This window comes from Azospirillum canadense (assembly GCF_025961225.1).
GTDB classification, from domain to species: domain Bacteria; phylum Pseudomonadota; class Alphaproteobacteria; order Azospirillales; family Azospirillaceae; genus Azospirillum; species Azospirillum canadense.
The window spans coordinates 2,524,649-2,544,435 of sequence record NZ_JAOQNG010000001.1; the positions used below are offsets into that span (position 1 = coordinate 2,524,649).

Annotated in this window: 16 protein-coding genes; 10 read left to right on the forward strand and 6 right to left on the reverse strand. The window is 68.9% G+C overall.

Annotated features, from left to right (window positions below):
• Window positions 1–36: 36 nt before the first annotated feature.
• On the forward strand, window positions 37–1,038 hold the full coding sequence (locus tag M2351_RS11985; RefSeq protein WP_264656286.1) for an SPFH domain-containing protein: 1,002 nt from the start codon (window positions 37–39) through the stop codon (window positions 1,036–1,038).
• Window positions 1,039–1,154: 116 nt separating this feature from the next.
• Window positions 1,155–1,583, forward strand: coding sequence for an NfeD family protein (locus tag M2351_RS11990; RefSeq protein ID WP_264656287.1), 429 nt, complete (start codon window positions 1,155–1,157; stop codon window positions 1,581–1,583).
• 386 nt (window positions 1,584–1,969) lie between these two features.
• On the opposite strand, the gene M2351_RS11995 is transcribed toward M2351_RS11990, so the two are convergent.
• Window positions 1,970–2,386 (reverse strand): HRDC domain-containing protein, encoded by a 417-nt coding sequence (locus M2351_RS11995; RefSeq protein ID WP_264656288.1) that lies wholly within the window; start codon window positions 2,384–2,386, stop codon window positions 1,970–1,972.
• 228 nt (window positions 2,387–2,614) lie between these two features.
• Between M2351_RS11995 and M2351_RS12000 the strand changes: the two genes are divergently transcribed.
• From M2351_RS12000 to M2351_RS12010, 3 genes are all read left to right on the forward strand, one after another.
• Entirely contained in the window at window positions 2,615–4,507 is a 1,893-nt protein-coding gene (locus tag M2351_RS12000; RefSeq protein WP_264656289.1) for a class I adenylate-forming enzyme family protein, read from the forward strand.
• Window position 4,508: 1 nt separating this feature from the next.
• Window positions 4,509–5,513, forward strand: a complete 1,005-nt coding sequence (locus tag M2351_RS12005) for a hypothetical protein (RefSeq protein ID WP_264656290.1) — start codon at window positions 4,509–4,511, stop codon at window positions 5,511–5,513.
• 106 nt (window positions 5,514–5,619) lie between these two features.
• Complete coding sequence (locus M2351_RS12010) at window positions 5,620–5,832, forward strand: hypothetical protein (RefSeq protein ID WP_264656291.1); 213 nt, start codon at window positions 5,620–5,622, stop codon at window positions 5,830–5,832.
• Between the two features lie 173 nt (window positions 5,833–6,005).
• On the opposite strand, the gene M2351_RS12015 is transcribed toward M2351_RS12010, so the two are convergent.
• Complete coding sequence (locus M2351_RS12015; RefSeq protein ID WP_264656292.1) at window positions 6,006–6,476, reverse strand: ferritin-like domain-containing protein; 471 nt, start codon at window positions 6,474–6,476, stop codon at window positions 6,006–6,008.
• Window positions 6,477–6,678: 202 nt separating this feature from the next.
• Between M2351_RS12015 and M2351_RS12020 the strand changes: the two genes are divergently transcribed.
• Genes M2351_RS12020 through M2351_RS12035 form a run of 4 tightly spaced genes read left to right on the forward strand, consistent with a single transcriptional unit; the run spans window position 6,679 to window position 11,600 of the window.
• On the forward strand, window positions 6,679–7,215 hold the full coding sequence (locus M2351_RS12020) for a DUF1003 domain-containing protein (RefSeq protein ID WP_264656293.1): 537 nt from the start codon (window positions 6,679–6,681) through the stop codon (window positions 7,213–7,215).
• The gene (gene hrpB / locus M2351_RS12025) at window positions 7,212–9,767 is read left to right on the forward strand and encodes an ATP-dependent helicase HrpB (protein WP_264656294.1); all 2,556 of its coding nucleotides are present in this window, start codon (window positions 7,212–7,214) and stop codon (window positions 9,765–9,767) included. The genes M2351_RS12020 and hrpB overlap by 4 nt, the downstream gene beginning before the upstream one ends.
• Before the next feature lie 28 nt (window positions 9,768–9,795).
• The gene (locus tag M2351_RS12030) at window positions 9,796–10,326 is read left to right on the forward strand and encodes an SLOG cluster 4 domain-containing protein (RefSeq protein WP_264656295.1); all 531 of its coding nucleotides are present in this window, start codon (window positions 9,796–9,798) and stop codon (window positions 10,324–10,326) included.
• A gap of 38 nt (window positions 10,327–10,364) precedes the next feature.
• Window positions 10,365–11,600 (forward strand): adenylate/guanylate cyclase domain-containing protein, encoded by a 1,236-nt coding sequence (locus tag M2351_RS12035; RefSeq protein ID WP_264656296.1) that lies wholly within the window; start codon window positions 10,365–10,367, stop codon window positions 11,598–11,600.
• On the opposite strand, the gene amrS is transcribed toward M2351_RS12035, so the two are convergent.
• On the reverse strand, window positions 11,578–12,663 hold the full coding sequence (amrS, locus tag M2351_RS12040; protein ID WP_264656297.1) for an AmmeMemoRadiSam system radical SAM enzyme: 1,086 nt from the start codon (window positions 12,661–12,663) through the stop codon (window positions 11,578–11,580). The genes M2351_RS12035 and amrS overlap by 23 nt on opposite strands.
• Window positions 12,664–12,848: 185 nt before the next feature.
• Between amrS and amrB the strand changes: the two genes are divergently transcribed.
• On the forward strand, window positions 12,849–14,204 hold the full coding sequence (gene amrB / locus M2351_RS12045) for an AmmeMemoRadiSam system protein B (RefSeq protein ID WP_264656298.1): 1,356 nt from the start codon (window positions 12,849–12,851) through the stop codon (window positions 14,202–14,204).
• A gap of 195 nt (window positions 14,205–14,399) precedes the next feature.
• Here amrB and M2351_RS12050 read toward each other — a convergent pair whose 3' ends face one another.
• The 3 genes from M2351_RS12050 to M2351_RS12060 form a co-directional block, all read right to left on the reverse strand.
• A complete protein-coding gene (locus tag M2351_RS12050; RefSeq protein WP_264656299.1) occupies window positions 14,400–15,956 on the reverse strand; it encodes a SpoVR family protein in 1,557 nt (518 codons plus the stop codon).
• Window positions 15,957–16,103: 147 nt separating this feature from the next.
• Window positions 16,104–17,396: a YeaH/YhbH family protein gene (locus M2351_RS12055; RefSeq protein ID WP_264656872.1), complete on the reverse strand. Its 1,293-nt coding sequence runs from the start codon at window positions 17,394–17,396 to the stop codon at window positions 16,104–16,106.
• Between the two features lie 52 nt (window positions 17,397–17,448).
• Window positions 17,449–19,395, reverse strand: a complete 1,947-nt coding sequence (locus tag M2351_RS12060) for a PrkA family serine protein kinase (protein ID WP_264656300.1) — start codon at window positions 19,393–19,395, stop codon at window positions 17,449–17,451.
• Between the last annotated feature and the right edge of the window lie 392 nt (window positions 19,396–19,787).

Genomic DNA, 19,787 nt, shown 5'->3' on the forward strand with positions numbered 1-19,787 from the left:
CATCGTTCTGCCGGTTCACGGCGGGAGGCGGTGCGCATGGTGGTCGGCGGCTTTACCCTGTTCGTGCTGGCGCTTCTGGTCTTCGCGCTGGCGCTGGTCCTGCTGGGCGTGCGGACCGTGTCGCAAGGGCAGGAATGGACGGTCGAGCGGTTCGGGCGCTACACCCGCACGCTTCAGCCGGGCCTGCACCTGCTGATCCCGCTGATCGACCGCATCGGCCAGAAGCAGAGCATGATGGAGACCGTGCTCGACGTCCCCTCGCAGGAGGTCATCACCCGCGACAACGCGATGGTGACGGTGGACGGCGTGGTCTTCTTCCAGGTCATCGACGCGGCCAAGGCGTCCTACGAGGTCAACAACCTCCAGCTCGCCATCCTGAACCTGACCATGACCAACGTGCGCACGGTCATGGGCTCCATGGACCTGGACGAGCTGCTGTCGCAGCGCGACCAGATCAACGCCCGCCTGCTGACCGTGGTGGACGAGGCGACCAACCCCTGGGGCGTGAAGGTGACGCGCATCGAGATCCGCGACATCCAGCCGCCGCGCGACCTCGTCGACAGCATGGCCCGCCAGATGAAGGCGGAACGCGACCGCCGCGCCTCCATCCTGGAAGCCGAGGGCCAGCGCCAAGCCGCCATCCTGCGCGCGGAAGGCGCCAAGCAAGCGGCCATCCTCCAGGCCGAGGGCCGGCGCGAGGCCGCCTTCCGCGACGCCGAGGCCCGCGAGCGCGCCGCCCAGGCGGAGGCCGAGGCGACCCGCCGCGTGTCGGAGGCCATCGCCGGCGGCAGCGTGCAGGCCATCAACTACTTCGTGGCCCAGCGCTACGTCGACGCGCTGACCGCCGTGGCCGCCGCACCGAACCAGAAGGTGCTGTTCCTGCCGCTGGAGGCGGCGAACGTCATCGGCGCCATCGGCGGCATCGCGGAGATCGCGCGGGAGGCCTTCCCGAACCGGCCGCCCCCTTCTGCGGCAACGCCCGCACCGGCAGCGCCGAAGGGGCCGTGGAACCGAGACGATTCGGCAGCATCGACGTGACGAGGATTCACCACCAAGACACCAAGGCACCAAGAATCCTCGCGCTGGGCACGTCGTTGATTCTTGGTGCCTTGGTGTCTTGGTGGTGAACAAAACCCCCGAGGGATAACCACCCGATGATCGAGTTCTGGCACTGGTGGGTTCTGGCCGCCCTGCTGGGCGCCGTGGAGATTCTGGCGCCTGGGGCGGCGTTCCTCTGGCTGGGCGGGGCGGCCGGCCTCGTCGGGCTGGCGCTGTTCGTCTGGCCGGGCATGTCGTGGGAGCTTCAGGGGCTGCTGTTCGCCCTGCTCGCCATCGCCGCGGTCGTCGGTGTGCGGATGCTGGCGGCGCGGTCGGCCCACACGACCAGCACGCCGAACCTCAACCGCCGGGCGGAGCAATACATCGGAACTATGCACACGTTGGACAGCCCGATCGTCAACGGGCTGGGGCGCGCCCAGGTGGGCGACGGACTATGGACGGTCGTGGGTCCCGACCTGCCCGCCGGCACGCGGGTGCGCGTTGTCGGCGCCGACGGGACACGGTTGAAGGTCGAGAAGATCTGACCGCATCGGGCACTCGGGCTCCGCCGCGGACTGCAGGTTGACGCGGATTTCCGCCGCGCGGTGGCTGAGCTGCCGCGCCGCCCGGTCGAAGCTGTCGTCACCGGTTTCCGCCGCGCGTTCGGCCAGCAGGCGGCTGCACGCCTCAAGCTGCTGCGCGAAGGCGGCGTAGTCGGGAATCCGCCTGTTGGGTCCGCACGGACCGACCATGGCCCTCGCCCTTCCTGATGCCCGTCCCTATTGCCCGTCGTTGAGCAATACCCGGGCATGCTGTCACAGGCGGTGGCGCGCGGAAATCCAACTTAGGTTTGCGGTGACCTTTCCTTTGGTGGAAGGCCGCGCCGCACCCTACCCGTTCGGGTAATAGGACCGCGCACTGGGCAGCGTGCTCAATCGATCAGTTCGTCGAGGGTTGCACGGACGACCTGGACGATTTCCGCCCCGTACTGGCCGATCCCCAGGTCGCGGGCGCCGACGATGACGGACAGTTCCCGCTCTGTGGTCGGAGCGAAGCGGGCGATCTCCGGCACCAGCTCGTCGGGCAGGACCGACTCGCGCGAAAGACCTTCGCGTGCGGCGGCCCGGTCGCGCCAGCCGTTGAGCGCGGCGTTGATGGCCGCTTCGATCTGGATCGCCTCCTCCTTGCGCCGCAAGTCCTGATAGAGGACCAGCACGCGCCAGGCGCCGTCGGCATAGGCGGTGTCGATGCGCTGAACCTCGACCGTGCGCAGAAAGGCGGACAGGTGGCCCTGCGCTTCGTCCGCGTTGGCGTCGGGGATCATGAAGGTGCGGATTTCGGTGCTCATACCCGTCCTCGGTCCTGCATCGTCTTCTCGGGTGAGACTACACGAAACGGATGGGGTACCGCCAGAACGGCGAAGGCGTAGACGGGACATCAACCCGCAAGCCATCCGGTATCGGAGTACCACCGATAGCCGCTTGGCACCGGCGCACCGGCAACCGTTATCAGGCGTGGACCGCGGACGCCCGGACGGCGCCGCGCCCGGCACGACCGTTCGACGAAGGACCCGCCCATGCCGCCGTTCAGCCCGGACCCCGCCCCTTCCGCCCCGCGGCGCCCGAAAAACGCCGCAGCTTTCGATGTGGAGGAGCCGGGCCGGCATGCGGTCGTGTTCGACCCGGAGCACCGGTTCGACCTGCACCTTGCGGTGGCGGAGGGGCCGGGCGGCGCCCTGTCCCTGTCGGCGCGGCAATGTGCCGCGCTGTACTGGGCCGGGCGCGGCCTGACGCTTGGGGGCATCGCCGACCGGCTAAGCTCCACCGCTGGGGACGTGCTGGAGCACATCGCCCCGCTCGCCGCGATGGGGGCGGTGACGCTGCGCCCGACCGATTCGGGCGCGTCGTTGGTGGGCGACACCCTGCCCGCCCTGTGGGCCGCGGCGGTGGCCGCGCACGACGACCGGCTCTTTCTGGTGCCGCCGGGCGGCGGCACGCCGGTCACCTACCGCGAGGCCGGACGGCGGGTGGAGGCGATCACGCGCCGGCTCGCCGCCGCCCGGTTGCCGAAGGGCGCCCGCGTCCTGATCCATGCGGAGCCCGGCGTGGACGCCGCCCTGCTGGTCTGGGCCTGCACGCGGCTCGGCCTCGTTGTCGTGCCGGTGGACAGCACCTGGGGCGAGACGGCGATCCTGGCGGCCATCGGTCTGGTGCGGCCGGCGCTGGTCTTCGCCGACGCCCGCCGCGCCGGCACGGCGCGGGCGAGCGGACGCCCCGCGGTGATCCTTGGCAGTGGGGTGGGGGTGGATGCGCCCGCGCTGCGCTTCGCCGATTGGCTGGCCTCCGGCGGTCCCACCGGTCTCCCGACCGAGCCACCGGACGACCGCGACACCGCCGCCATCCTGTTCACCTCCGGCACCACGGGCGACCCGAAGGCGGTGGAGCTGTCGCACGGCTCGCTGGTCCGGACCGCGCGGCTGCTCGCCGGGGTGTGCGCCCTGACCGCCGGGGACCGGCTGCTGACCCTGGCGGAGTTCCACGCGGTGAGTGGCCTGCGCAACCCGCTGCTGGTGGCCGCCGCGGCCGGGGCCACCGCCGTGCTGCCCACCGCGGCGGAACGCGCCCACCCGCGCCGCTTGGCGGACCTCTGCGCGCGGGAGCGGGTGACGGTGCTCGGCGCCGTGCCTGCCGCCCTGAAGGACCTCGCCGCAGCCGTCGGCGCGATTGCGCCCGGGGCGCTGGGCGGGCTGCGGCTGGTGACCTCCACCGGGGCCGAACTGCCGGCCGCGACGGTGGAACGGCTGCGCGCCCTGACCGAAGCACCGGTGATGACCTATTACGGGCTGACGGAGACCGGCGGGGTCTGCGCGCTGGGCGCCGCGGGGCGCGCCGACGGGACCATCGGCCGCCCGGCCGACGCGGTGCTGCAGATCGTCGATCCGGACGGCGCGCCCCTGCCGCCGGGTGCCGTGGGCGAGTTGCGCGTCTATGGCGCCAACCTGATGACCGGCCACCATCGTCCATTTCATCACGGGCGGCCGGAGGTGGACGTCCGGTTCCGCCGCGACGGCTGGGTCTACACCGGCGACCTCGCCCTGCGCGAGGAGGACGGCACCATCCGCCTGACCGGCCGGGCCCGCGACCTGCTGAAGACCGCGCGCGGCGACCGGCTGCACCTGACGGAGATCGACCGGTTGCTGGAGCGCGACCCCGCCGTGGCCGAGGGTGTCGCCTGCGTCCTGCGCGACGGGACGGGTGGCGAGGACCGGGTGCTGGCCTTCGTTCGCGTGATGGACGGGATGGACCCGAAACCGGTCGTCGAGCGTTTGAAGCAGCGGGCGCTGGCGGCCCTGGGGCACCGTGGCGCCCCGCTGGACATCCGCGTCCGCGACGACTTCCCGCGCGCCGCCAACGGCAAGGTGCGGCGCACCGCGCTGCTGGATGAATTCGGTGGCCAGGAGCAGGACTGACATGATCACGAACGAGCCGGAGACGGAACCGCCACCACAGCCGACACCGCAATCGAAGACGGCGCAACCGAAGACGCCTCGGCCGAAGCGCCGTCGGCGGCTGGGCCTGGTCCTGCTGGGGGTGATCCCGGCGCTGTTCCTGGCTGGGACCGCCGGGGCCTTCTGGACCGGCTACAGCCTCTACGACCGGCCCTTCGTCTGGTACAACATGAACCGCATCGCCGCGACCGCCGACCGGGCCGGCCACGGCATGGGGGCGCCCGTCGTGGTGGCGCTCGGCGGGCCGACCCTGCGCCACGCCACGCTGGACGAGGACGGCATGGCCAAGCTGGCCGCGCGGGACGGGGTCGAACATTTCCAGTTCCTGCGCATCGTCCACGAGCATGCTCAATTCGCCGACTTCGAGCCGATGCTGGGCGCCATCCTGAAGATCAAGCCCGACCTCGTGCTGCTCGACCTCGACCTGCTGTTCGCCGGGCGCCACCCGCTGGCCGACCTGCGCTCCTACGGATCGGTGGTGACCGGCATGGCGCTGGAGGGCAAGCCCTATCTGGCCGACCAGATCGCCATCCAATACGACAAGCCGTGTCGCGCGCCCGATCCCAACGGCCGGACGGGCGCCGACGTCGAACGCCGGGTCGAGGAGGCCCGGTCCGTCGTCGCGCTCGATCCCGAGGCGCCGGCTTTCGAGGCGGTGCGGCGCTTTGCCGACCAGGCGCGGGCGGCGGGCACGCGCGTCGCCCTGCTCCACCTGCGCCGCCCGACGGCCTTCGAGGAGCGGATGTACGGCCCCGGCAACAGCTACCTGCCGGCGGCGCTGGCCCGGTTGAGCGGGCAGCCGGGCCTGCCGGTCTGGCGCTTCCCCGACTCGCTGCACAAATCCGCAAACTATTGCCGCAGCGGCGCCCTGGGACCGGACGGGCGCAAGGCCTACTCGCAGTGGCTGAGCGCCGGGATCGCCCAGGTGCTGTCGCAGCCGCGCGTCGAGGAAGCCGCCCTGCGCTGACCGTGCCCCGACGCCTTATCCGGACAATTTATCCGTTGGCCCTATGACCCTGTTCGCGTTATGGATATTAAGCGTCGGGCGACGTGCAACAGGAGACGGAACGGATATGGCTTCGATCATGATCAAGAGGGCCGGCGAGGGCCTGGTTTCCCAGGCGCACCGGAACGCCGACGTCGGCCCGACCAGCGGCAGCTCGGTCGTCTACGAAATCCTGAACGTGCCGGCCGGCGTGACGGCGGACGACGTCATCGCCGCTTTCAAGACCTTCAAGCCAGCCGACAAGAAGTACGAGTACGAGTACGCCGACCTGTCGAAGTAAGGCCAGGGGCTTTATTTCGAAACGTCGTCGCGCCGGGCCCCCACCCTAACCCTCCCCCGCTGGGCGGGGGAGGGGACTGCCGCTGGATTTTGGCGCGAAGCCCATCTCCCTCCCCCGCCCGGCGGGGGAGGGTCGGGGTGGGGGCCCAACGCGAGAACCCCACTTAAAATCCGTTACAGCTTCTTCGGGAAGCGCGCGATCCAGCGCTCCAGTTCCGCCACATGCTCGGCCTCTTCGGAGGCGAACTCCTCGGCCATCATGCGGACTTCCGGGTCGCTGGTCGTGGTCGCCACGTCGGCGTAGAAGGCATGGCCGCGCTTCTCGCTGTCGAGCGCAAGCTCCAGCGCATAGTCCACCGTCATCAGGTAGTGCGAGCCTTCCATGGAGGCCGCCTCCGGGCTTTCGCCGTCCGGCCACTGGAAATCCTCCAGCGCCAGCGACGGGATGTCGCGGAAGCCGGAGCGCTTGCGCGCCTCCGCCAGGTGCAGGCGGGAGAACTCGGCCATCTTGCCGAAGAAGGCGGCCACCTCGGCGTTGCCGTAGGTCTTCATCGCCTCCGACAGGTCAGTGAAGCGGTTGGCGGCGTCCTCCTCCAGCGCACAGGCGTGGGCGAGGAACAGGGCGGGGTCGTGAATGCTGGCCATGGGAGTCCGGGTGTCGTTAAGGCACAAATAGTTTATGGTCTTTCCGCACCATAGCGCCTCCGCGCCTCCGGATCCCGGAAGGGACGACACGGCGCGGTTTGATGCGACAATTTAACGCGCCCGTCATGCCTACGCCCTTGGCCGCACCGCGCGCCGGGCTTACAGATCCTGTGCAGCATCGGCAATTCAGGGAACGCCCGCCATGAACGCGTTGAACGGCCTTCTGTCCGCCTTCGGGCGCGAGGACCTGGAACGGCTGCACCATCTGCGGCAACGCCGGCGTGCGGCGCGCGCGGCGACGGCCGGCCAACGCACCACTGGCCAAGTGGTCGCCGACGGGGTCGCCACACTGGTCGGCTCCTGGCACTTCATCATCGGCCAGTCGGTGCTGCTCGGCCTGTGGATCAGCGCCAACGTGCTGGGCTGGGTGGGCGCCTGGGACCCCTACCCCTTCATCCTGCTGAACCTTGTCCTGTCCTTCCAGGCGGCCTACACCGCCCCCATCATCATGATGAGCCAGAACCGCCAGGCCGACATCGACCGGGAACGGGCGAAGCAGGATTACGACGTGAACCTGAAGGCGGAACTGGAGATCGAGCTGCTGCACCAGAAGATCGACCTGCTGCGCGAGCAGGAGATCGCCCGCCTGACCCGCATGGTGGAGGACTTGACCAACGCGCTGGCCGCGGTCAAGAACGCACCGCCCGCTCCCCTGCCTCCCCCAGACGCCGCCCGATGAGCTTTCCTCCCCTTCCCATCGATCCCGTCCTGCCCGACCTGCTGGCGGCCTTGGCCGAGCGCGACGTCGCCGTGCTCCAGGCTCCGCCCGGCGCCGGCAAGACAACGCGCGTGCCGTTGGCGCTGCTCGACCAGCCCTGGCTGAAGGGGCGCAAGGTCATCGTGCTGGAGCCACGCCGGCTGGCCGCCCGCGCCGCCGCGCGGCGGATGGCCGCCATGCTGGGGGAGGCGGTGGGCGAGACGGTCGGCTACCGCGTCCGCCTGGACACCAAGGCGGGGCCGAAAACCCGCATCGAGGTGGTGACCGACGGCCTGTTCCTCCGCCAGCTTCAGGAAGACGCGGAGCTGCCGACGGTGGGGGCCGTGCTGTTCGACGAGTTCCACGAGCGCGGCATCGACAGCGATCTGGCCCTGGCCCTGGTGCAGGAGGCGCGCGGGGCGCTGCGCGACGACCTGCGGCTGGTGGTCATGTCGGCGACACTGGACGGTGCGCCGGTGGCGGCGCTTCTCGCCGATGAGTTGGGCGATGCGCCGATGGTGACCAGCGAGGGCCGCGCCTTCCCGGTCGAAACGCGGCACCTCGACGCGCCCACCGCCGGCACCCGCATTGAGGACGCGGTCGCCGCCACGGTCCGCCGCGCGCTGCGCGAGGAGAGCGGCAACGCGCTGGTCTTCCTGCCGGGCGCGGGGGAGATCCGCCGCGTGCAGACCCTGCTGGAGGGCGCCGACCTCGGCCCCGGAACGATCATCGCGCCGCTCTACGGCGACCTGACGGCCGACGCGCAGGACCGCGCCATCGCGCCGAGCCCGCCGGGCACCCGCAAGGTCGTGCTGGCCACCCCCATCGCCGAGACCAGCCTGACCATCGAGGGCATTCGCATCGTTGTGGACGGCGGGCTGATGCGCGTGCCGCGCTTCGACCCGCGCAGCGGCATGACGCGGCTGGTCACCGCCAAGGTTTCCCAGGCCTCGGCCGAGCAGCGGCGCGGCCGCGCCGGCCGCCTGGAGCCCGGCGTCTGCTACCGCCTGTGGCCGGAGGCCACCCACAAGGCGCTGGCCGCCTTCACGGCGCCGGAGATCCTGGAGGCCGACCTCGCCCCGCTGGCGCTGGAACTGGCGGTGTGGGGCGTGGCGGACCCGGCGACGCTGGCTTGGCTGGACCCGCCGCCAGCCGCCTCGATGGCGCAGGCGCGGGAGCTGCTGCGCGAGTTGGGGGCGCTGCGGGACGACGGCGCGATCACACCGCACGGGCGCCGCATGGCCGGCTTCGGCGTGCACCCGCGCTTGGCCCATATGATGCTGAAGGGCAAGGAGCTGGGGCTCGGCGGACTCGCCTGCGAGGTGGCGGCACTGGTGGGGGAGCGCGACATCGTCCGGGCGCAGCCGGGGTTCCGCGACGCCGACCTGCGGCTGCGCGTTGAGCTTCTGCGCGGGCTGGACGACGAGGGACGGCTGCGCGGCGCCGGGCGCGGGCTGACGGTGGAGCGCGGCGGGGCGCAGCAGGCGCTGAAGCAGGCACGGCAGTGGAAACGGCAGCTGGGCGCGAAGGACGGCGGCGGCGATTTGGGCGCGACCGGGCTGCTGGTCGCGCTGGCCTACCCGGACCGCATCGGCCAGCGCCGGCCGGGCGGCAACAACGCCGGCGGCGCGGCGGCGCAGTATCGCCTGTCCAACGGCCGCGGCGCCTACTTCCAGGACGCCGAGCCGCTGTCCGCGCAGGACTGGCTGGCTGTCGCCGACCTGGATGGCGCTGCGCGCGAGTCCCGCGTCTTCCTGGCCGCCCCGGTGACGCTGGCCGAGTTGGAGGAAACCTTCGCGGAGCACATCCGCACCGAGACCCTGGTGACCTGGGACGGGCGGGAGCAGGTGGTGCTGGCGCGCCGCCGCCGCATGCTGTTCGCCCTGGTGCTGAAGGACGAGCGGCTGTCCAACCCGCCCGCCGAAGCCATGGCCGGCGCCATGCTGGAGGGTATCCGGGAGATGGGGCTGACCGCCCTGCCGTGGAACGACGAGCTGCGCAAGTGGCAGTCCCGCGTCCAGTTCCTGCGCCGCATGGAGGGGGAGGAGTGGCCCAACATTTCCGACGCCGCGCTGCTCGCCACGCTGGAGGACTGGCTGGCCCCCTTCCTCAACGGGGCGTCGCGCCGCGCACATCTGGACCGGGTGGAACTGGGGAACGCGCTCCGCGGCCTGCTGCCCTGGGCCATGCAGCAGCGGCTGGACAAGGAGGCGCCGACCCATGTGGAGGTGCCCAGCGGGTCGCGCGTGCCCATCGACTACGCGGCGGACGAGCCGGTGCTGGCCGTACGGCTGCAGGAGATGTTCGGGCTGGCCGAGACCCCGCGCATCGCCGGCGGGCGCGTCGCCCTGCTGTTGCACCTGCTGTCCCCGGCGCGCCGCCCGGTGCAGGTGACCCGCGACCTCGCCAGCTTCTGGGCCAACGCCTACAAGGCGGTAAAGGCGGACCTGAAGGGCCAGTACCCCAAGCATTACTGGCCCGACAACCCGCTGGAAGCGGAGCCGACGGCGCGGGCGAAGCCACGGGGGCGGTGAGTGCCCAACGCAGCAGCAGGAGCAACGCATGGGGATCATCGGGGTCATGGGATCGGGGAAGGACGAGTGGGAGGCCTTCGCCACGCCGCTCGGCGCCTGGATCGCGGAGAACGGGCACGACCTGCTGACCGGCGGGGGCAACGGAGTGATGCTCGCCGCGGCGCGGGCCTTTTCCGGGACGGCCGGACGCCGGGGCCGGTCGATCGGGGTGCTGCCGTCGGAGCCCGACCCGGTCCGCGGCTTCGTGCCGCTGCCCGGCTACCCCAACCCCTTCATCGACCTGACCATCCTGACGCCGTTCCAAAGGAAGGCGCCCGACGCGTCACCAGAGGCGCTGAGCCGCAACCACGTCAACATCCTGACCGCCCAAGTGATCGTCGCGCTGCCCGGCCGGCACGGGACGCTGGACGAGGTGCGGCTGGCGCTGGCCTTCGGCAAGCCGATCATCGGCTTTGGGCCGGACCTTGAATTCCGCGACATGCCCGCCGAATTGCGAACAACCGGCGACTTTGCCGCAGTTGCGGCGTTCATCACAGACGCGCTGTCGCGCCCCGGATGACGTCTGGGCCGCCGGTCCGTTGCGCAAGGAAAACGAGCATGGATGCACACCGGATTCTCGACCTCAGCCGCTGGATCACCGACGCCGGGCTCCAGGGGCTGCCGGCGACGGAGCTGGTCGGCGGTTTCTGCGAACGGCTGGTCGAGGCGGGCGTCCCGCTGACCCGGACGGTGATCGGCGCTGACACGCTGCACCCGACCATCGCCGGCCACGTCGTCACCTGGGACAGCACCGGGCGCAACGCCGCCGAGGTGCGCCAGACCGACTACGGCACCACCGCCGACCCGGCGATGGAGGAGAAGTGGCTGCGCAGCCCCTTCCACCGCCTCTACACCACCGGCGAGATCATGCTGCGCCGCCGCTTGGTCGACGGCTGCGAGGCGGGCGAGTTCCCGGTGGTGGACGAGCTGCACGCGCAGGGGGCCACCGACTACATGGCCATCGTCAACCGCCTGGGCCCCGACGCCGCCATCGGTGAGATGGACTGCATCTTCTCGTCCTGGGTGACCCACCACGCGGACGGCTTCAGCGACGTGCAGCAGGACGCCCTGCTGACGCTGGCCGGCACGCTGGCGCTGGCGCTGCGCGGCCACGCGGTGGCGCGCATCGCCAACACGCTGGTGGAAACCTACCTTGGCCGCGACGCCGGCCACCGCGTGCTGCGCGGCCACATCCGCCGGGGCATCGCCGAGAAGCTGGATGCCGTGCTGTGGTTCAGCGACTTGCAGGGCTTCACCCGCATCACCGACACCGCCCCGCCGGAGACCATTCTGCCCCTGCTGAACGACTATGCGGAGCTTTTGGTGACGGCCATCCACCAGCACGGCGGGCAGGTGCTGAAGTTCATGGGGGACGGCATCCTGGCGGTCTTCGACCGCAACAGCGCCGAGGACGCCTGCCGCGCCGCCCTGGACGCCGCGGAAGAGGCGCGGGAGCGCTGCAAGGAGCTGAACGCCCGCCGCGCCGCGGAAGGGATGCCGGTGACGCGCTTCTACCTGGGCCTGCATCAGGGCAAGGTGTTCTACGGCAACATCGGCGGGGTGGACCGGTTGGACTTCACCGTCGTCGGCCCCGCGGTGAACGAGGCCAGCCGCATCGCCGCCATGTGCCGGTCGCTGGACCAGGACCTGCTGCTGTCCTCCGCCTTCGTGCAGTCCGCCCCGGAATGCCGCGAACGCCTGATCTCCATCGGCCGCTACCTGCTGCGCGGCGTCGGTCGCCCGCAGGAGCTGTACACGTTGGACCCGGAGGTCACGCCACCGCAAAGTCCCTGAGGCGCACCGGCATGCGCCGGGCGCCCCACTGGCCGGGCGCGGCCTCGAACACCCCCGGAAGCTGCGTCCCACAGCCGGTGCAGGCGCCCTCGTCGTCCAGGCCCCAGGCGCTGAGCGTGTAGCCGCTGCGGCCGATCAGCACCTCCCCGCAGCTGGAGCAGCGGGTGCTGGAGTGGTCGAGGTCGGCGACGTTGCCGACATAGACGTGGTGCAGGCTGTTCGCCTTGGCGATGGTCCAGGCGCGGAGCAGCGTGGCGTGCGGGGTCCAGCCCTTGTCGCGCATCTTGTAGTCGGGGTGGAAGGCCGTGAAGTGGATCGGCACGTTGGACCCCAAATTCTCGCGGATCCAGCCGGTCATGGCGTGCAGTTCCGCGTCGCTGTCGTTCTCGCCGGGGATCAGCAGCGTGGTGATCTCGAACCAGACGCTGGTCTCGTGTTTCAGGTACTTCAGCGTGTCGAGCACCGGGGCGAGGTGGCTGCCGGTGACCTTGTGGTAGAAGTCCTCCGTGAAGGCCTTCAGGTCCACGTTGGCGGCGTCCATGTGGCTGTAGAACTCGGCGCGCGGTTCGGCGCAGATGTAGCCGGCGGTGACCGCCACGTTCTTCACCCCCTGCTCGTGGCAGGCCTGCGCCACGTCCACCGCGTATTCCAGGAAGATGACCGGGTCGTTGTAGGTGTAGGCGACGGAGCGGCAGCCCGTCTCCTTCGCGGCGCGCGCGATGGTTTCGGGCGCGGCGCTGTCGGCCAGCGTGTCGAACTCCCGGGATTTGGAGATGTCCCAGTTCTGGCAGAACTTGCAGGTCAGGTTGCAGCCCGCCGTGCCGAAAGACAGTACCGGCGTGCCGGGCAGGAAATGGTTCAGCGGCTTCTTCTCGATGGGGTCGACGCAGAAGCCGGAGGAGCGGCCGTAGGTGGTCAGCACGATCTGGTCGCCCTGGCGCTGGCGCACGAAGCAGAGCGCCTGCTGGCCGTCGGACAGCTTGCAGTGGCGTGGGCAAAGGTCGCATTGCAGGCGGCCGTCGTCCAGCCGGTGCCAATAACGGGCGGGGACGATGTTGGACATGCGCTGTTCTCAACAGTATGGGCGGACCGCACGGCAAAGAGAAGCCCCAACGTTCTACCGGGGTCCCGCTTGTCAATGATCGGACGGTGTTCCTACATGTGGGGGACGTCGCCCGGTCCGGCAAAGCCTTTCCCGGGCTCTTATCCTTTCGATGGCCCTTTCGACATTCTGCGAGGCTGGGATCAATGAACCTGCGCGCTCCGGCCGTGGCGGGGGCCTTCTATCCCGCCAACCCCGCCGCCCTCGACCGCATGGTCGCCGGCCTCATTGAGGATGCCCATACGGAACGGCTGCCGGCAAAGGCGATCATCGCCCCGCACGCCGGCTATGTCTATTCCGGCCCGATCGCCGGCACCGCCTACGCCGGCGTGGCGCATCTGGGCGGGCGGATCACCCGCGTCCTGTTGCTGGGGCCGGCGCACCGCTACGGCTTCCGCGGCATCGCCTACCCGTCGGCGGACGCACTGGAGACGCCGCTCGGCGCCGTGCCGGTGGACCGGGAGGCCATCGCGGCGATCCGCGACCTGCCCGACGTGCAGCGGATCGACCGCGCCTTCGATGGGGAGCATTCGCTGGAGGTGCACCTGCCCTTCATCCAGCGCCTGTTCCCAGAGGCCTCCGTCGTGCCGCTGGTGGTCGGCCACGTCGACCCGGCGCGGGTGGACGCGGTGCTGCAACGGCTGTGGGGCGGGCCGGAGACGCTGATCGTCATAAGCTCCGACCTCAGCCACTTCCACGACCACTCCACCGCGCACCGGCTGGACCTGGAGACCTCCCAGGCCATCGAGGCGGCGGACATCGAGCGGCTGTCCGGCGACCGCGCCTGCGGCTACCTGCCGGTCGCGGGGCTGCTGATGCGCGCCCGCGCGCTGGACCTGCGCGTCACCACACGCGACCTGCGCAATTCCGGCGACACGGCCGGCGACCGCGACCGGGTGGTCGGCTACGGCGCCTACAGCATTGAGCCGGCGACCGCGGCCCACCTGTCCGACGCCCATCGGGAACTTCTGCTGCAGGCCGCGCGCCGCGCGCTGGCCCACGCGGTGAAGACTGGTCGCGCCCCGCCGGTGCGGCCGGAGGACTTCCCCATGCCGCTGCGCGCCATCCGCCGCACCTTCGTTACCCTGACCATCGACGGGGAGTTGCGCGGCTGCATCGGCACGACCCAGGCGAGCCGCCCGCTGGTCGAGGACGTGGTGGACAACGCGGTGCGGTCGGCGATGCAGGACCCGCGCTTCGGCCCGCTGACCGCGGCGGAACTGCCGCGCGTGGACATCGCCGTGTCGATCCTGAGCCACGACCGCCCCCTGCCCTTCCGCGACGAGGAGGACCTGATCGCCAAGCTGCGGCCCGGAGTCGACGGGCTGATCCTGCGCGCCGGGCGCGACGGCGCCCTGTTCCTGCCCAAGGTCTGGGACATGCTACCCGACCGGCGTCAGTTCGTCGCCCAGTTGAAGCGCAAGGCCGGCTGGGCGCCCGACCGCCCGGTACCGGGCCTGGAAGCGACCGTCTTCGGCGCGGAGACCTTCGGGAAGGAGTGACGTGCGGGTTGCCCCCACCCTAACCCTCCCCCGCTGGGCGGGAGAGGGAACTCCGCCAGCTTCGCAAAGGAGCCCTCCCCTGCGCAGCTCTCGCGCAAACCAAAGGTTTGCGCTGACGCGGCAGGCGGACCTTCGGTCCGCCGAGAGCGGGGGAGGGAGGGACCCACGAAGTGGGAGGGTGGGGGCAACAGGCCGTTACGCCCCCATGCCGCTCGGCGCGGTGACGGCGTGTTCCTTCAGGATGGCCTCCGACACGGCCGAAACCTCGACCAACTGCACTTCATAGCCCCAGAGGTTGGCGATGTGGCGCAGCACGGCCTTGGCGTCGCTCTCGTCCAGCAGGACGCCGTTGGTGACGCGGTGGTGCAGGATCAGCTTGCGGTCGCCGGCCAAGTCCACGTCGACGATCTGGATGTCCGGCTCCAGGAAAGCCAGATCGTACTGGCGCGCCAGCATCTTGCGGATCTGGCGGTAGCCGCGCTCGTTGTGGATGTTCTCCACGAGCAGATACGGGTCCTCCGCGTCGTCGCGCACGCTGAACATCTTGAATTTCCGGATCAGGTGCGGGCTGAGGAACTGGAGCACGAAGCTCTCGTCGCGGTAGTTGGCCCAGGCGTCGCGCAACGCCGCCATGCCGTCGCCGCGGCCGGCGAGATCGGGGAACCAGTAGCGGTCCTCTTCCGTCGGGTTCTCGGCGATGCGTTGGATGTCCTGCATCATCGCGAAGCCCAGCGCATACGGGTTGATGCCCGAGAAGCGCTGGTCGTCGAACTCCGGCTGGAAGACGACCGAGGTGTGGGAGTGTAGGAACTCCAGCATCGCGCCTTCGCTGATCAACCCCTTGTCATGAAGCGTGTTCATGATGGTGTAGTGGGTGTAGGTCGCACACCCCTCGTTCATCAGCTTGGTCTGCTTCTGTGGGTAGAAATACTGCGCGATGTGGCGGACGATGCGGAGAAGCTCGCGCTGCCAATGGTCCAGCCGCGGGGCTTTCTTCTCCAGGAAGTAGAGCAAATTCTCCTCCGGCAGGCCGAGCAGCTTCTTGCGCTCCGACACTGTCTTGGAGGGGCGGGCCCCGCCGGCCGTGGGTTTCGGCACGGTGCGCCACAGGTCGTTGAAGGTCTGCTCCTGGTATTCCTGCCGCTCCCGCTCGCGCTTCTGCTCCAGCCGCAGGTCGAGGCTGCGCTTCTTCGGGTATTTGTGAACGCCCTGGTTCATCAGCGCGTGGGCGGCGTCCAGCACCCGCTCCACCGCGTGGTGGCCGTAGCGGTCCTCGCACTGGGCGATGTAGGCCTTGGCGAATTCCAGGTAATCGAGGATGCCCTCGGCGTCCGTCCACTGCTGGAACAGCTGGTTGTTCTTGAAGAAATGGTTGTGGCCGAAGGCCGCGTGGGCGATGACCAGCGTCTGCATCGTCATGGTGTTTTCTTCCATGATGTAGCTGATGCAGGGGCTGGAGTTGATGACGATCTCGTAGGCGAGGCCGCGGTAGCCCTTGCGGTAGAGCATCTCGTCGCGGGCGAAATGCTTGCCGAAGGACCAATGCTTGTACATCAGCGGCATGCCGATCGAGGAATAGGCGTCGAGCATCTGCTCGGCCGTGATGACCTCGATCTGGTTCGGATAGACGTTGAGGCCCATCTCGTCCAGCGCGACATGCTCGATGGCGTCGTAGACGCGCTTGATCTTGTCGTAGTCCCAGTCAGCCCCGTCGTAGAGCAGGCTTTCGGGCTTGGTGATCACAGCGGCCATTGTCAGCCTCCCACGCTTTCTGCGCGACGATCAGCGGCGCGCGAGCGGTTTGGTTGGAAACTCAAGAAAAATTCACCACAGAGACACGGAGACACAGAGAAACCACCCCCTCTGTGTCTGCGTGTCTCTGTGGTGACTCTCATACGGTCACGCCCCGGCCTTTTCGCGGGCGAACAGGTCGCGGAAGACGGGGAAGATCTCCCGGCGGGAGCGGACGCGGCGCATGGCAAGCGGCAGGTCGGGTCCCTGGACCATCTTGTAGGTGCGCCACAGTTCCGTCTCGCGACCCAGCGCCGACAGGCCCATGTTGTGCTCCGCCGCCACCTCGATGTAGGCGAAGTACTGGCAAAGCGGCAGGATCGCGTCCTTCAGCAGGCCCGCGGAGCGGGCGTTGTCCGACGACATGTTGTCGCCGTCCGACGCCTGGGCCGCGTAGATGTTCCACTCGTTCTCCGGATACCGCTCCTTGACGATGCGCTGCATCTCCTCCAACGCCGTCGAGACCACGGTGCCGCCGGTCTCGGTGGAGTAGAAGAACGTGTCCTCGTCCACCTCCTTGGCCTCGTGGGTGTGGCGGATGAAGACGATGTCCACGGAACGGTAGCGCCGCTTCAGGAACAGGTAGAGCAGCATGAAGAAGCGCTTGGCGAGATCCTTCATGTGCTCCGTCATGGAGCCGGAGACGTCCATCAGGCAGAACATGACGGCCTGTGCGATGGGCTTCGGCACCGTCTCGAAGCGGTTGTAGCGGACGTCGATCGGGTCGATGAAGGGGATGCGCTTGGCGCGGAGGTAATGCCGCTCCAGCAGGTCGCGCATCTCCCGCAGCTTTTCCGGATCCTCGCCGCGATCCTCCGCCTCGCGCAGAAGATCCTCAAGCTCGGCCACCTCCGCCGGCTTCGGCCGCTTCAGCGCGATGCGCCGGCTGAGGCTGTTGCGCATGGTGCGCACCAGGTTCAGGTTGGCCGGCGAGCCCGTCACCGAATAGCCCGCCCGCGTCAGCGAGTGGGATTCCGACTGCTTGACCTTCTGCTTCACGAGGTCGGGGAGTTCCAGGTCTTCCAGGAAGATGTCCAGGAACTCCTCACGGGACAGGACGAAGCGGAAGTCGTCATCGCCCTCCCCGTCGGGGCTGCCTTCCGACCCGCGGCCGCCGCCCTGCTCCTCGGGACGGGAGATGGTGTCCCCTTCCACATACTCCTTGTTGCCCGGCACGACGTAGTCGCGCACGCCGCCGGACCCGGAGCGGTGGAAGGAGGGCTCCCGCACGCCGCCGGTCGAGATGGTGACCTTCTCGCCGTTTTCGATGTCCTGGATGCCGCGCTTGCCCGAGGCATCCCGCACCGCCTTTACCACCTGTTCCTTGGCGCGCCGCAGGAAGCGCTGGCGGTTGGCCAGGCTCTTGCCCTGCGGGTTCAGGCGACGGTCGATGATGTTCATCAAGGGGGAGCCCCTCCTACCGATTCACGCTCGTGACGAGCAGACCGACCAATCAGCCGGCCTGCTTCACGCGCATGTACCACTCGACCAGCCGGCGGACCTGCCGCTCGGTGTAGCCGCGGGTCATCATGCGCGACACGAACTCGTTGTGCTTCTTCTCGGTCTCGCTGTCCTTCTTGGACCCGAAGCTGATCACGGGCAGCAGATCCTCCACCTGGGAGAACATGCGCTTCTCGATCACCTCGCGGATCTTCTCGTAGGACGTCCAGGAGGGGTTGCGCCCGGCGTTGGCGGCCCGCGCCCGGAGCGCGAACTTCACGACCTCGTTGCGGAAGTCCTTCGGGTTGGCGATCCCGGCGGGCTTCTCGATCTTGGTCAGCTCCTGGTTCAGAAGCTCGCGGTTCATCAACTGGCCGGTGTCCGGATCCTTGAAGTCCTGGTCTTCGATCCACGCATCGGCATAGTCGACGTAGCGGTCGAACAGGTTCTGGCCGTAGTCGCTGTAGGACTCCAGATAGGCCTTCTGTATCTCGTTGCCGATGAACTCCGCGTAGCGCGGCGCCATCTCGGCCTTGATGAACTCGATGTACTTCTTCTCGGTATCGTCGGGGAACTGCTCCCGCTTGATCGACTGCTCCAGGATGTACATCAGGTGGACCGGATCGGCCGAGATCTCGGTCGAGTCGTAGTTGAAGGTCGCGGCCAGCACCTTGAAGGCGAAGCGGGTGGAGATGCCGTCCATGCCCTCGTCCACGCCCGCCTGATCGCGGTATTCCTGCATGGACTTGGCCTTGGGGTCGGTCTCCTTCATGCTCTCGCCGTCATAGACGCGCATCTTGGAGTAGAGGCTGGAGTTCGGATGGTCGCGCAGGCGCGACAGCACCGAGAACTTCGCCAGCATCTCCAAGGTCGACGGCGCGCAGGGCGCGGTCGCCAGGTCGGAGCCTTGGACCAGCTTGTCGTAGATCCGCTGCTCCTCCTGCACACGCAGGCAGTAGGGCACCTTGATCACGCAGATACGGTCGATGAAGGCTTCGTTGTTCTTGTTGTTCTTGAAGGACTGCCACTCCGCCTCGTTGGAGTGGGCCAGGATGATGCCCTGGAACGGGATGGCGCCGATGTTCTCCGAGCCGACGTAGTTGCCCTCCTGGGTCGCCGTCAGCAGCGGGTGGAGCATCTTGATGGGCGCCTTGAACATCTCGACGAATTCCAGCAGGCCCTGGCTGGCCCGGTTCAGGCCGCCGGAGAAGCTGTAGGCGTCGGGATCGTTCTGGCTGTACATCTCCAGCTTGCGGATGTCGACCTTGCCGACCAGCGAGGAGATGTCCTGGTTGTTCTCGTCGCCGGGCTCCGTCTTGGTGACGCAGATCTGGCGCAGCTTGCTGGGGTGCAGCTTCACGACGCGGAAGCGCGAGATGTCGCCGCCGAACTCGTCCAGCCGCTTGACGGCCCAGGGGCTCATCAGGCCGGTCAGGCGGCGGCGCGGGACGCCGTAGCGCTCCTCCAGCAGGTCGCCCATCTCCTCGGGGTTGAAGAGGCCGAGCGGGCTTTCGAAGACCGGGCTGATCTCCTTGCCGGCCTTCAGGACGTAGACCGGGCATTTCTCCATCAGCGACTTCAGCCGCTCCGCCAGCGACGACTTGCCGCCGCCGACCGGGCCCAGCAGGTAGAGGATCTGCTTGCGCTCCTCCAACCCCTGCGCCGCGTGGCGGAAGAAGCCGACGATGCGCTCGATCGTCTCCTCCATGCCGTAGAAGTCGGCGAAGGCCGGATAGATCTTGATCGTCCGGTTCATGAAGATGCGGCCAAGGCGCGGATCCTTGGCGGTGTCGACGACTTCCGGTTCGCCGATGGCGGCGAGGATGCGCTCCGGTGCGGAGGCATACATCATCGGGTCGTCGCGGCATTCCTGGAGGTATTCCGTAAGGCTCATCTCAACCTCACGGCGCCCCTCATAGGACTGCGTATAGCGCGTGAACAGTTCGTCGGCCGGGAACATTCCTCGCTCCGTATCTCTTAGTCCGATGCGTCGGGGCTGCCGCCGGGGGACCCGGTCGGCGGGGGCGGCACGCGCCGCGAAGTTTGGGGCGCCACGGGCGGAACAATCCCGCGTCGACCCCGCTCACCGTCGAAAGCCAGACCTTTTATGCGGTTGCGGTTCAAATGCAGCACCCCCTTGGGACCGCTGAACTCGAATGGTTCAAATCTGAATGTAATGCTCGACCTAGAGCTTTCCAGACAGGCAGTCTTAATAACCGGAAAAGCCGTGCGGAAGGCTGGATCGGCCTTCAGGATTAGAACAGGCGGCCAGTTGACGCCACGCCTGTGCTTGCGCCGCATTGCGTGGTCGATTCGCGCCGGAGTGGTTTCGCAAGACGAACGATTTGACGA